This window comes from Actinomadura sp. NPDC000600 (assembly GCF_040492135.1).
Lineage (GTDB): Bacteria > Actinomycetota > Actinomycetes > Streptosporangiales > Streptosporangiaceae > Spirillospora.
The window spans coordinates 12,852-25,250 of sequence record NZ_JBEUPD010000032.1 but is presented as its reverse complement, the minus strand read 5'-3'; the positions used below and the strand labels follow the sequence as shown (position 1 = coordinate 25,250).

General features: G+C 73.2%; 10 protein-coding genes. 5 read left to right on the top strand and 5 right to left on the bottom strand.

Features of this window, described 5'->3' with window-relative positions:
• Nucleotides 1–8: 8 nt before the first annotated feature.
• Both pip and hrpA read right to left on the bottom strand, forming a co-directional pair.
• Nucleotides 9–1,010 (bottom strand): prolyl aminopeptidase, encoded by a 1,002-nt coding sequence (pip, locus tag ABWI07_RS33775; protein WP_149264532.1) that lies wholly within the window; start codon nucleotides 1,008–1,010, stop codon nucleotides 9–11.
• Nucleotides 1,011–1,058: 48 nt separating this feature from the next.
• Entirely contained in the window at nucleotides 1,059–4,991 is a 3,933-nt protein-coding gene (gene hrpA / locus ABWI07_RS33770) for an ATP-dependent RNA helicase HrpA (protein ID WP_353821045.1), read from the bottom strand.
• A 221-nt stretch (nucleotides 4,992–5,212) separates the two neighbouring features.
• On the opposite strand from hrpA, the gene ABWI07_RS33765 reads away from it, so the two are divergent.
• A complete protein-coding gene (locus ABWI07_RS33765; RefSeq protein ID WP_353821044.1) occupies nucleotides 5,213–6,625 on the top strand; it encodes a protein kinase domain-containing protein in 1,413 nt (470 codons plus the stop codon).
• Nucleotides 6,626–6,633: 8 nt separating this feature from the next.
• Here the strand turns inward: ABWI07_RS33765 and ABWI07_RS33760 are convergent, their stop codons facing one another.
• Complete coding sequence (locus ABWI07_RS33760) at nucleotides 6,634–7,542, bottom strand: SDR family oxidoreductase (RefSeq protein WP_149264462.1); 909 nt, start codon at nucleotides 7,540–7,542, stop codon at nucleotides 6,634–6,636.
• Entirely contained in the window at nucleotides 7,539–8,312 is a 774-nt protein-coding gene (locus ABWI07_RS33755; protein WP_149264461.1) for an SDR family oxidoreductase, read from the bottom strand. The genes ABWI07_RS33760 and ABWI07_RS33755 overlap by 4 nt, the downstream gene beginning before the upstream one ends.
• Nucleotides 8,313–8,423: 111 nt before the next feature.
• Here ABWI07_RS33755 and ABWI07_RS33750 point away from each other — a divergent pair, with 111 nt between their 5' ends.
• From ABWI07_RS33750 to ABWI07_RS33735, 4 genes are read left to right on the top strand one after another with little or no spacing between them, the layout of a single operon-like run.
• Entirely contained in the window at nucleotides 8,424–9,167 is a 744-nt protein-coding gene (locus tag ABWI07_RS33750; RefSeq protein WP_149264460.1) for an enoyl-CoA hydratase family protein, read from the top strand.
• Nucleotides 9,167–10,030, top strand: a complete 864-nt coding sequence (locus tag ABWI07_RS33745; protein WP_353821043.1) for a CoA transferase subunit A — start codon at nucleotides 9,167–9,169, stop codon at nucleotides 10,028–10,030. Before ABWI07_RS33750 ends, ABWI07_RS33745 begins: the two co-directional genes overlap by 1 nt.
• Nucleotides 10,027–10,758: a CoA-transferase subunit beta gene (locus ABWI07_RS33740; RefSeq protein ID WP_353821042.1), complete on the top strand. Its 732-nt coding sequence runs from the start codon at nucleotides 10,027–10,029 to the stop codon at nucleotides 10,756–10,758. Before ABWI07_RS33745 ends, ABWI07_RS33740 begins: the two co-directional genes overlap by 4 nt.
• Nucleotides 10,755–11,894, top strand: coding sequence for an NAD(P)H-dependent flavin oxidoreductase (locus ABWI07_RS33735; protein ID WP_353821041.1), 1,140 nt, complete (start codon nucleotides 10,755–10,757; stop codon nucleotides 11,892–11,894). The genes ABWI07_RS33740 and ABWI07_RS33735 overlap by 4 nt, the downstream gene beginning before the upstream one ends.
• 6 nt (nucleotides 11,895–11,900) lie before the next feature.
• Here ABWI07_RS33735 and ABWI07_RS33730 read toward each other — a convergent pair whose 3' ends face one another.
• Nucleotides 11,901–12,335, bottom strand: coding sequence for a TetR/AcrR family transcriptional regulator C-terminal domain-containing protein (locus ABWI07_RS33730; protein WP_353821040.1), 435 nt, complete (start codon nucleotides 12,333–12,335; stop codon nucleotides 11,901–11,903).
• Nucleotides 12,336–12,399: the final 64 nt, after the last annotated feature.

Genomic DNA, 12,399 nt, shown 5'->3' with positions numbered 1-12,399 from the left:
CCCGCGCGTCACTGCAGTGACTTGGGTGGTACATGTGGAAGCGCCCACCCCGTCGGAAAGTGAGCGGCGAATTCGTCGGTCGCCCCGATGATGAGGTCGCGCGTGCCGGGCTCGCTGCCGCCGTGCCCGGCGTCCTCCACGATGTGGAACCTCGCCTCCGGCCAGGCCCGGTGCAGGTCCCACGCCTGCTCCGGCGGCGTCTTCACGTCGTAGCGCCCGTTCACGATCAGGGCGGGGATGTGCCGGATGCGGTCCACGCCCGCGAGCAGGCCCCCGGCCGGCAGGAAGCCCCCGTTCGCGATGTAGTGGTGCATGATGCGGGCGAACGCCACCAGGACCCCGTCGTCCAGCTCCGGCGGCGGGACGGGCAGGAGCGTGTTGGCCGCCAGCTCCCAGGCGCCCCACGCGCGGGCGGCCGGGACGTGCACGGCAGGGTCGGGGTCGCCGACGCGGCGGCCGTACGCGGCCAGCAGGTCGTCCTGCTCGGAGGGCGGGATCGCGTCCCGGAACGCCGCCCACTCGGCCGGGAAGAGGCGTGCCGCGCCCGTCGGCGCCAGTCCCCACTCCTCGTCGGAGGGGCGGACGAGCCAGATGCCGCGCAGTACCATCGCGCCGACGCGGTCCGGATGGGCCTGCGCGTACGCGAGCGCGAGGGTGCTGCCCCAGCTGCCGCCGAACACGAGCCAGCGCTCGATCGACAGGTGCTCGCGAAGCCGCTCGATGTCGGCCACGAGATGCGGCGTGGTGTTGTGCTCCAGCGACACGGCCGGGTCGCCGGCGAAGGGCAGGCTCCGGCCGCAGTTGCGCTGGTCGAACAGCACGATGCGGTACCGGGACGGGTCGAAGAACCGCCGCTGGTCGGGCAGCACCCCTCCCCCGGGCCCGCCGTGCAGCACCACCGCGGGCACCCCCTCCGGGTTGCCGCAGATCTCCCAGTGGATGCGGTTGCCGTCACCGACGTCGAGGAGACCGGAGTCGTACGGCTCGATCGGGGGGTAGAACTCGCGCAGCGCCATGCCCCAGTATCACCCGAATGTGATCATGCCCCGCACCGCCGGCTAGAGCTGGGCCATCGCCTTCCGGATGCGCTTGTCGGAGACGGGGAAGCGGGTGCCGATCTGCTGGGCGAAGAGGCTGACCCGCAGCTCCTCCAGCATCCACCGGACCTGCCGGGCCGGCTCCTCCTCGCGGCGGGACGGGTGGAGGCGGCGCAGCGCCTGCTCGTACTCCTGCGCCAGGACGTCGACCTGGTGCGCGAGCATGCGGTCGCGCCCCGGGTTCTCGGGGAGCTTGTCGAGCCTGACCTGCAGGGCGCGCAGGTAGCGCGGCAGATCGGGCAGCCGGGCCCACCCGGTCGCGGTGACGAACCCCGGATGGACGAGCGCGCCGAGGTGGCCGCGGATGTCGGTGAGCGCCGGGACGAGGGTGAGGCTCGCCGTGCCGCGCAGCCGGCGGTCGAGCTCGTGCGCCTCGGCGAGGATCCGCTCGACGAGGGCGACGATCTGGGCCGTGGCGTCGTGCAGGTCGGCGCGGACCCGGTCGTACAGGGCGCGGAAGGCGTCCTCGTCCCACGCGGGCCCGCCCGCCTCGGCGATGAGCCGGTCGGCGGCGGCCGTGACGCAGTCGTCGAAGAGCGCCGCGACGGAGCCGTGCGGGTTGTGGCTGAGCGCGAGCTTGCCCTTGTTGGTCAGACGGCCCTGGATGAGCTTCACCGGGGAAGGCGCGTTCAGCAGGATCAGCCGCCGCGTGCCGAGCCACATCGCGCGGCGCTGCTCGGCCTCGGTCTCGTACATGCGGACGGCGACGGTGTCGCCCTCGTCGGTGAGCGCCGGATACGCCTTGACGTCGTAGCCGGCCTGGTTGCGCTCGTAGGTGCGGGGCAGCTCGCCGATGGTCCACGCGGTGAGCCCGGACCGCTCGATCGTGGACGCCGCCTTGGACAGCGTCCCGCGCACCTTCCCGGCGAGGCGGCGTTTCAGCTCGTCCAGGTCGGTGCCCTCGCCGAGGGTGCGGCCCGCGCCGTCCACGACCCGGAACGTGATGCGCAGGTGGGCGGGCAGCCGGGACGGGTCCCACGCCTCCCGCGCGACGGGCACGCTCGTCAGCGCGGTCAGCTCGCGCTCCAGGGCGTCCAGGAGCGGTTCGGTGCGCGGCGCGACCCGGTCAAGGATCTTGCGGGCGTAGTCGGGCGCCGGGACGAAGTTGACCCGCAGCTGCTTCGGCAGCGACCGGATCAGCTCGGTCACCAGCTCGGTGCGCAGGCCGGGCACCTGCCAGTCGAAGCCGTCCGGCCGCACCTGGTTGAGGACCTGGACGGGGATGTGCACGGTGACGCCGTCGGCGTCGGCGCCGGGCTCGAACTGGTAGGTGAGCCGGAGCCGCAGCGCGCCCTGCTTCCACGCGTCCGGGTAGTCGGACTCGCTGACGCCGCCCGCCGACTCGTTGATGAGCATCGACTTCTCGAACCCGAGCAGGTCGGGATCGGTGCGCCGGGCCTGCTTCCACCAGGCGTCGAAATGCCGCCCGGAGACGACGTCCTCGGGGATCCGCGCGTCGTAGAAGTCGAAGAGGGTCTCGTCGTCGACGAGGATGTCGCGGCGCCGGGCGCGGTGCTCCAGCTCCTCCACCTCGTCCAGGAGCGCGCGGTTGTCGTGGAAGAAGCGGTGGTGGGTCTCCCAGTCGCCCTCGACGAGGGCGTGCCGGATGAACAGCTCGCGCGACAGCGCCGGGTCGATGGCGCCGTAGTTGACGCGGCGGTCGGCGACGATCGGCACCCCGTAGAGGGTGACCTTCTCGCGCGCCATGACGGCCGCCTGCTTCTTCGACCAGTGCGGCTCGCTGTAGTTGCGCTTCACCAGGTGCTGGGCGAGGGGCTCGATCCACTCGGGCTCGATCCTGGCGTTGATCCGGCCCCACAGCCGGGACGTCTCGACCAGCTCCGCCGACATGACCCAGCGCGGCGGCTTCTTGAACAGCGACGACCCGGGGAACACCGCGAACTTCGCGCCCCGGGCGCCCAGGTACTCCTGCCCGCGCCGCGGCTTGTCCTTCTTCTCGGCGTCCAGCAGGCCGATGTGCGAGAGCAGGCCGGCGAGAAGCGAGGTGTGGATGCGGTCGGGCGGCGCATCGGCGGTGTTGAGCGTGACGCCGAGGGACTTGGCGACCTGCTTGAGCTGGCCGTGGAGGTCCTGCCACTCGCGGATGCGCAGGTAGTGCAGGAACTCGTTCTTGCACATGCGGCGGAACGCGCTGCCCGACAGCTCGTTCTGCTGCTCGCGCAGGTAGTTCCACAGGTTCAGGAAGGCGAGGAAGTCAGAGCCGGGGTCGGCGAACCTGCGGTGCCGCTCGTCGGCGGCCTGCTGGTGCTCGGCCGGGCGCTCGCGCGGGTCCTGGATGGACAGCGCCGCCGCGATGATCAGCACCTCGCGGACGCAGCCGTTGCGGTCGGCCTCCAGGATCATCCGCCCGAGCCGGGGGTCGACGGGCAGCTGGGCGAGCCGGCGGCCGAGCGGGGTGAGGCGCTTGCGGGGGTCCTTCTCGGCCGGGTCGACGGCGCCGAGCTCGTGCAGCAGGTCGACGCCCGCCTTGACGTTGCGGCGGTCCGGCGGCTCCACGAACGGGAACGCGGCGATGTCGCCGAGGCCGAGCGCGGTCATCTGCAGGATGACCGACGCGAGGTTCGTCCGCAGGATCTCCGGTTCGGTGAACTCCGGGCGGGACTCGAAGTCCTCCTCGGAGTAGAGCCGGATGCACACGCCCTCGGAGACGCGGCCGCAGCGGCCCTTGCGCTGGTTCGCCGACGCCTGCGAGACCGGCTCGATCGGGAGCCGCTGCACCTTCAGGCGGTGGCTGTAGCGGGAGATGCGCGCGGTGCCGGGGTCGACGACGTACTTGATGCCGGGGACGGTCAGCGACGTCTCGGCGACGTTCGTGGCGAGCACGACCCGCCGCCCGCGGTGCGGCTTGAACACCCGGTGCTGCTCGTCCGACGACAGCCGCGCGTACAGCGGCAGGACCTCGGTCGCCGCCCTCCGCCGGGTGAAGTGCTTGGTGAGCGCGTCGGCGGTGTCGCGGATCTCCCGCTCGCCGCTGAGGAACACCAGCACGTCGCCGGGGGCCTCGCGGCCCAGTTCGTCCACCGCGTCGACGATCGCCTGGACCTGGTCGCGGTCGGGGTCGGCCGACGGGTCGTCGGGGTCGGTGACGGGGCGGTACCTGACCTCGACCGGATAGGTGCGCCCGGACACCTCCACGATCGGCGCGTCGCCGAAGTGCGCGGAGAACCGCTCCGGGTCGATCGTCGCCGAGGTGATGATCACCTTGAGGTCGGGGCGGCGGGGCAGGATCTCCTTGACGTAGCCGAGGAGGAAGTCGATGTTCAGGCTGCGCTCGTGCGCCTCGTCGATGATGAGCGTGTCGTACTGGCGCAGCAGCCGGTCGGTCTGGATCTCGGCGAGCAGGATGCCGTCGGTCATCAGCTTCACGAGGGTGTCGTCGCTCGACCGGTCGGTGAAGCGGACCTTGTAGCCGACGGCGTCGCCGAGCTCGGTGCCGAGCTCCTCGGCGATGCGGTCGGCGACCGTCCGCGCGGCGAGCCGGCGCGGCTGGGTGTGGCCGATGGAGCCCTGCACGCCCCGGCCCAGTTCGAGGCAGATCTTAGGGATCTGGGTGGTCTTGCCGGAGCCGGTCTCGCCCGCGACGATCACCACCTGGTGGTCGCGGACCGCGGCGAGGATGTCGTCCTTCTTCTGCGACACCGGCAGCTGCGCCGGATAGGTGATCGCGGGCATGGCGAGGCGCCGCCGCTCGACCCGCCGTTCGGCGGCCTCGACGTCGGCGGCGATCTCCTCGGCGACCCTGGCCCGGCGCCCGGCGTCGCGCATCTTCTGCACGCCGTCGATCCTGCGGCGCAACCGGTGCTGGTCGCGCAGCATCAACTGCGGCAGGCGCGCGCGCAGGCCGGCGAGCGGCGATTCCACACTCGTCCCCATAACCATCGACAAGGATAGGGTTCCAGGCCTCGCGGGCCCCGCTCACCCCACACAACCTTCGCACCGTAGCCGGAACGCCCGGCACGAGGCGATCCATTATCCGGGGGTTACAACGCCGCGCCGGGAACGCGCATTCCGCTCTCCCCCGGGCCACGCCCCGCACCTGACCCTTCACCCAAAGCCACTGCACCGGGCCCCGCCCTCGTTCATGATGGGGAGGCGTGGAGACCCCGACCGCCGCCGGCCGCTACCGGATCGACAGCCACCTCGGCTCGGGCGGCTTCGCCTCGGTCTGGCTGGGGCACGATCCCGACCTCGACTCCCCGGTCGCGATCAAGATCCTGGCCGGGCACTGGACGCTGCGCACCGACGTTCGCGAACGGTTCGTCCAGGAGGCGCGGCTGCTGCGCCGCGCCGACTCGCACCGGCTGGTGCAGGTCTTCGACATCGGCGAGCTGCCCGACGGGCGGCCCTACTTCGTCATGACCTACGCCGACCGCGGCACGCTGGCCGAGCGGCTCGCCGGCGGGCCGCTCCCCGCGGCCGAGGCGCTGCGCACCGCCCAGGAGATCATCCGCGGCGTGCAGGAGCTGCACGACCTCGGCATCGTGCACCGCGATCTGAAGCCGTCCAACGTGCTGCTGCGCTCGACGCCCGGCGGCGGCGAGCGCATCATGATCGCCGACCTCGGCATCGCGCGGACCGGGGAGCACCTGTCGAGACTGACGCTGCCGGCCGGCTCTCCCGGCTACATGGCGCCCGAGCAGACGCAGGTGGACGGGGCGCCCGACCGCCGCGCGGACGTCTACGGCCTCGGCGCGCTGACCCACCACCTGCTGACCGGGGAGCCGCCCGCCGTGCCGCCGCGCCCGCCCGCCGAGACCCGGGCCTCGATCCCGTCCAGCGTGGACGCGGCCGTGCTGCGCGCGCTGGAGCCCGACCGGGAGAGGCGCTGGGCGTCCGCGGCGGAGTTCGGGGAGGCGCTGGCGCGGGCCGCCGGGACCACGCGCACCGATGCCCTCGCACCGGGAAGTCGCACGCCGCGAAGGCGCCCGCGCGGCCGGCGGGCGTTCGCGGGCGCCGGGGCGGCCGCGGCGCTGGCCGCGGCCGCCGTCGCGTTCTGGCTCCCCCACGGGGGAGACGGCGGCGCGAAGCCGCAGGACCGGACCGGGCAGTGGCTGCGCGCGGGATCCGACATCCCCGCGCGCTACCGGGACCTGATCGTGCAGGCCGGGACGTGGTGCGAGATGCGCGGGCTGAGCCCGGCGCTGATCGCGGCGATGCTGAAGGCGGAGAGCGGCTTCGACCCGCACCTGTCCGACCCGGCGCACGACGAGTACGGCATCGCCCGGTGGACGCCGCGCGTGCTGGTGTTCTGGCAGCCCGGCGGGCTCGACAACCCCGAGCCGAAGCCCGCCCAGATCACGCCGGAGCTGTCGATCCCCGCGATGGGCCGGTTCCTGTGCTACTGGGGCAAGGACCTGAAGAACGTCCCGGGCGACCCGGCGCTGAACCTCGCCGCCGCCTACCGGAGTTCGTCGAAGACGGTCGTGAAGGCGGGCGGCGTCCCGGCGAGGTTCCGGCCGTACACCGAGAAGGTCCGCCGGTACATGGACGACTACCGTCCGCGCTGAGGCGCCGGTCAGCCCGCCCCGTACACCGGTTCGGGCGCGGGGGCCTTCGCCAGGAGGTCCTTGACCACGTCGCCGACCTCGGCCGGGTCCCACCGCGCGCCCTTGTCCGCCGCGGGGCCGTGGCGGAAGGCGTCCATCACGCAGATCCTGCCTCCCTCCGCCTCGAAGACCCGCCCGGTGACGTCCCGCGACTGCGCGGAGCCGAGCCAGACGACGAGCGGCGAGACGTTCTCGGGCGCCATGGCGTCGAACTCGCCCTCGGCCGGGGCGGCCATCGTCTGCGCGAAGACCTCCTCGGTCATCCGGGTGCGGGCGGCGGGGGCGATCGCGTTGACCGTCACGCCGTACCGGCCGAGCTCGGCGGACGCCACGAGGGTGAGCCCGACGATGCCCGCCTTCGCGGCGGAGTAGTTGCCCTGGCCGACGCTGCCGAGCAGCCCGGCGCCGGAGGAGGTGTTGACGACGCGCGCGTCCACGGCGCGGCCGGCCTTGCTCTCGGCCCGCCAGTACCGCCCGGCGTGCTTGAGCGGCAGGAAGTGGCCCTTGAGGTGGACGCGCATGACGGCGTCCCACTCGTCCTCGCCGAGGTTGACCAGCATCCGGTCGCGCAGGAACCCGGCGTTGTTGACGAGGGTGTCCAGCCGCCCGAACGTGCCGGTCGCCGCGGCGACCAGCGCGGCGGCGCCCTCGTCGGTGGCGATGTCGTCGGTGTTGGCGACGGCCCGCCCGCCGAGGGCCTCGATCTCCCGGACCACGTCGTGGGCGGGGCCCTCGGAGGCGGCGCCGGTGCCGTCGCGGGCGACGCCGAGGTCGTTGACCACGACGAGGGCGCCCTGGCGCGCGAACTCCAGCGCGTGCGCCCGGCCGAGGCCGCGTCCGGCGCCGGTGACGGCGACCACCCGGTCCTTGCAGATCATCGCGATTCCTCCTTGTTGACGGTGGCGGCGTCCAGGAACGCGGGGCGCTCTCCCCCGCCGTGCACCTGCATCGACGAGCCGGTCACGTAGGACGCCAGGTCGGACGCCAGGAACACGCACGCGGCGCCGATGTCGTAGGGGTCGGCGAGGCGGCCGAGCGGGACGGTCCTCGCCACCGCCGCGACGCCGTCCTCGTCCCCGTAGTGCAGGTGCGACAACTCGGTGCGGACCATGCCGAGGATCAGCGTGTTGACCCGGATGTGCGGCGCCCACTCGACCGCCAGCGACTGGGTGAGGTTGTGCAGGCCGGCCTTCGCGGCGCCGTAGGCGGCGGTGCCGGGCGACGGCCGCACCCCGCTCACGCTGCCGATGTTGATGACCGAGCCGCCACCCCGCTCCATGATCCGCGGCCGCAGCGCCCTGGCCATGATCAGCGGCGCCGTCAGGTTCAGCTCCATGATCTTGACGTGGGTGCGCAGCGAGCCGTCCGCCACCGGCAGGTAGGGGGCGCCGCCCGCGTTGTTGACGAGCACGTCCACGCTGTCGAGGCCGTCCGCGAACGCCTGCACGGCGTCGGGGTCGCGCACGTCCAGCGAGACGAACCGCGCGGCCCGCCCGCCCGCCTCGGGCACCGCCTCCGGCTCGCGGCGGGCGACCGCGACCACGTCCGCGCCCGCCTCCAGGAAGGCGCGGCTGATGCCGGCGCCCACCCCGCGCACGCCCCCGGTCACCACGACGGTCCGGCCCGCCAGGTCGAGCGTCAGTGACATGCCGCCTCCGGCCGCGTATGACATGCCGCCTCCGGCTCCGGTGACATTCCGCCTCCTCCGTGCGCCTCTGCTACCTTCTGTTCTAACAAATGTTTGGTGGAAAGGTAGCGCATGGGAGTCTCCACCACGACCCTGGACGGGGTCGCCGAGATCGTCGTGGACGCGCCGCCGGTCAACGCCCTGACCGTCGCGGGCTGGTACGAGCTGGCCGACGCGGTGCTCGCGGCGGGCCGCGACCCCGGGGTCGGCGCCGTCGTGCTCCGCGCCGAGGGCCGGGGCTTCAACGCGGGCGTCGACATCAAGGAGATGCAGAGCACCGAGGGCCACGCCGCGCTGGTCGGCGCCAACCGGGGCTGCTTCGCGGCGTTCGCCGCCGTCTACGACTGCGAGGTCCCGGTCGTGGCCGCGGTGCACGGCTTCTGCCTCGGCGGCGGGGTCGGCCTCGCCGGCAACGCCGACATCGTGATCGCCTCGCGGGACGCCTACTTCGGGCTGCCCGAGGTGGACCGGGGCGCGCTCGGCGCGGCCACCCACCTGGCCCGGCTCGTCCCGCAGCACCTGATGCGCGCGATGGTCTACACGTGCCGCAACGTCACGGCCGAGGAGCTGCACCACCACGGCTCGGTCCTGGAGGTCGTCCCGGCGGAGGAGCTGCGCGCCAAGGCGATGGAGGTCGCCGCGGGCATCGCCGCCAAGGACCGGTACGTGATCCGGCGCGCCAAGGAGTCGCTGAACGGCATCGACCCGGTCGACGTCAAGCGCAGCTACCGCTACGAGCAGGGCTTCACGTTCGAGCTGAACCTCGTCGGCGCTGGCGACGAGCACCGCGACGCCTTCGTCTCCAAGGGGGCTTGATGAGTTCCAAGGTGATGTCCGTCGAGGAGATCGCGGGGTCGCTGGAGAGCGGCATGACGCTCGGGATCGGCGGCTGGGGCTCGCGGCGCAAGCCGATGGCGCTGGTGCGGGCGATCCTGCGCTCGCCCGTCACCGACCTCACCGTGGTCTCCTACGGGGGGCCGGACGTGGGGCTGCTGTGCGCGGCGGGCAAGGTCCGCCGGCTGGTCACCGCGTTCGTGACCATGGACTCGATCCCGCTGGAGCCGCACTTCCGGCAGGCGCGCCAGTCCGGGGCCGTCGAGCTGACCGAGTACGACGAGGGCATGTTCATGTTCGGGCTGTACGCGGCGGCGCACCGGCTGCCGTTCCTGCCCACCCCGGTCGGCCTCGGCTCGGACGTGATGAGGGTCAACCCGGAGCTGCGGACGGTCCGGTCGCCCTACGAGGACGGGCAGGAGCTCGTCGCCGTCCCCGCCCTGCGGATGGACGCGGCGCTGGTGCACATGAACCGCGCCGACGCGCGCGGCAACGCCCAGTACCTCGGCCCCGACCCGTACATGGACGACCTGTTCGCCAAGGCGGCGGACCGGACGTACGTCTCGTGCGAGCGGCTCGTCGACACGGCCGACTTCGCCAAGGAGGGGCCGGTGCAGTCGCTGCTGATCAGCCGCTCCCAGGTGGCGGGCGTGGTGGAGACGCCGAACGGCGCGCACTTCACCGACTGCCTTCCCGACTTCGGGCGGGACGAGGCGTTCCAGAAGCTGTACGCGCAGTCGGCGGCCGATCCGGACAAGTGGGCGGCGTTCGGCGAGCGGTTCCTGTCCGGCGACGAGGCCGCCTACCAGGACGCGGTCCGGGTCTGGCGGGAGGAGGCGCGATGAGCGAGGTGACCAGGGCCGAGGTGTGCGCGGCCGCGTGCGCGGACCTGTTCCGGGGCGACGGCGAGATCGTCGCCGCGGCGGTGGCGGGGTTCGTGCCGATGCTGGGGTCCCGGCTGGCGCGGGCGACGTTCGAGCCCGACCTGCTGACGACCGACGGCGGGCCGTCGCTGAGCGCCGAGCCCGTCCCGCTCGGCGGGTCGGCCGGGACCGTCGAGGGCTGGCTGCCCTTCCGAGACCACCTGTGGCTCGTCCTGAACGGGCGGCGGCACGTGGTGATGGGGCCGAGCCAGATCGACGCGCACGGCAACACCAACATCTCCTGCATCGGCGACTGGAAGCAGCCCACCCGGCAGCTCCTCGGAGTGCGGGGCGGGCCGGGCAACACGCTGCTGAACACGACGAGCTACTGGGTGCCGAAGCACTCGGCGCGCGTGTTCACCGAGAAGGTCGACATGGTGAGCGGCGTCGGCTGGGACCGCGGCGCGCACGAGATCCGCGCCGTGGTCACCAACCTGGCCGTCCTCGACTTCGACACCCCTGACAAGCGGATGCGGCTGCGCTCGGTGCACCCCGGCGTGCGCGTCGACGACGTGCTCGCGGCGACCGGATTCGAGCTGGCCGTCCCGGGCGAGGTGCCCGAGACGCGGCTGCCGGACGGCGAGGAACTGCGGATCATGCGCGAGGTCCTGGACCCGAAGGGGCTGCGGGAGCGCGAGGTCCCAGCATGAGCGAAGCGAACCGGGGGGTGCGGGGGGTCGTCCCCCCGCAGGGAGCAGGTATTAGCGGGGCGGACACCGGGCAGGTGCTGGACACGCCGCTGACCCGGCTGACCGGAGTGCGGCACCCCGTCGTGCAGACCGGCATGGGGTGGGTGGCCGGTCCGCGGCTCGTCACGGCGGTGGCGAACGCGGGAGGGCTCGGCGTCCTGGCGTCGGCGACCATGACGCTCGACCAGCTCGCGGAAGCGATCCACGAGGTCAAGGACCGCACGGACGCCCCGTTCGGCGTCAACCTGCGGGCCGACGCCGGGGACGCGGGCGACCGCATCGACCTGCTCATCAAGGAGGGCGTGAAGGTCGCCTCGTTCGCGCTCGCGCCGAAGCGCGAGCTGATCGCCAAGCTGAAGGACGCCGGGCTCGTGGTGATCCCCTCGGTCGGCGCGCGGCGGCACGCGGAGAAGGTCGCGGGGTGGGGCGCCGACGCCGTCCTGGTGCAGGGCGGCGAGGGCGGCGGGCACACCGGCCCCGTCGCCACCACGCTGCTGCTCCCCCAGGTCGTGGACGCCGTCGACATCCCGGTCATCGCGGCCGGAGGCTTCTTCGACGGGCGCGGCCTCGCCGCCGCGCTCGCCTACGGCGCGGCGGGCGTCGCGATGGGCACCCGGTTCCTGCTGACGTCCGACAGCTCGGTGCCCGACGCGGTCAAGCAGGTCTACCTCAGGACGGGCGAGACCGTGGTGACGCGGCAGGTGGACGGGATGCCGCACCGGGTGCTGCGCAGCGAGCTGGTCGACACGCTGGAGGGCTCCGGCCGGATCGGCGGGCTGGTCCGGGCGCTGCGCAACGGCGCGCGGTTCAAGAAGCTGTCCGGCATGTCGTGGCGCGAGATGATCGCCGACGGCAGGGCGATGAAGCACGGCAAGGACCTGTCGTGGTCGCAGGTCCTGATGGCCGCCAACACCCCCATGCTGCTGAAGGCCGCCATGGTGGACGGCAGGCCCGACCTCGGCGTGATGGCGTCCGGCCAGGTCGTCGGCGTGATCGACGACCTGCCGAACTGCGCCGACCTGATCGCCGCGATCGTGCGGCAGGCGGCCGAGGCCATCGCCGCGCAGCAGTCCTACCTGGTGCGTCAGGCCACCTAACCCCGGCTAGGACGCGTCGTCGCGCAGACCGCGCAGCACGGCCGCCAGCCCCCCGCGGAACTCCTCGTCGGGGCCGAGCAGGCGGGCGTGCCGCGCGGTCCGCGCCAGAAGGGGGAACTCGTCGGCGGGCAGCCCGGCGAGGGCGGCGGTCCCCTCCCCCGACAGCGCGCTCAGATGCTCCAGCTGGATCGCGCCGACGATGTGGGCGAGCAGCGCGCGCATCGCGATCGCCGCGCGCGGCCCCGTGAAGCCCGCGTCGGCGAGGATGCCCGCGACCGTCTCGCCCCAGCGCAGCGACCCCGCCGAATCGTGCCGGCGCGTGAGGGTCAGCGGGACGACCGACGCGTGGGCGCCGAAGGCCGCCCGCATCCGCAGCGCCATGGTCTCGATCCGCTCCTCCCAGCCGACGGCAGGATCGTCGCGGTCAAGTACGGCGAGCACGCCTACGACCAGTGGACGGTCGACGAGCTGCTGGCCCTGGCCGCCCAGGCTCCGTCCCCCGGCC

Excerpts from the sequence above, each read along its gene's own strand:
- ABWI07_RS33750 (WP_149264460.1), top strand. The coding sequence starts at position 8,424 with ATGGGAGTCTCCACCACGACCCTGGACGGGGTCGCCGAGATCGTCGTG.
- ABWI07_RS33735 (WP_353821041.1), top strand. The coding sequence starts at position 10,755 with ATGAGCGAAGCGAACCGGGGGGTGCGGGGGGTCGTCCCCCCGCAGGGA.
- ABWI07_RS33755 (WP_149264461.1), bottom strand. The coding sequence starts at position 8,312 with ATGTCACTGACGCTCGACCTGGCGGGCCGGACCGTCGTGGTGACCGGG.
- ABWI07_RS33740 (WP_353821042.1), top strand. The coding sequence starts at position 10,027 with ATGAGCGAGGTGACCAGGGCCGAGGTGTGCGCGGCCGCGTGCGCGGAC.
- hrpA (WP_353821045.1), bottom strand. The coding sequence starts at position 4,991 with ATGGGGACGAGTGTGGAATCGCCGCTCGCCGGCCTGCGCGCGCGCCTG.
- ABWI07_RS33760 (WP_149264462.1), bottom strand. The coding sequence starts at position 7,542 with ATGATCTGCAAGGACCGGGTGGTCGCCGTCACCGGCGCCGGACGCGGC.
- ABWI07_RS33745 (WP_353821043.1), top strand. The coding sequence starts at position 9,167 with ATGAGTTCCAAGGTGATGTCCGTCGAGGAGATCGCGGGGTCGCTGGAG.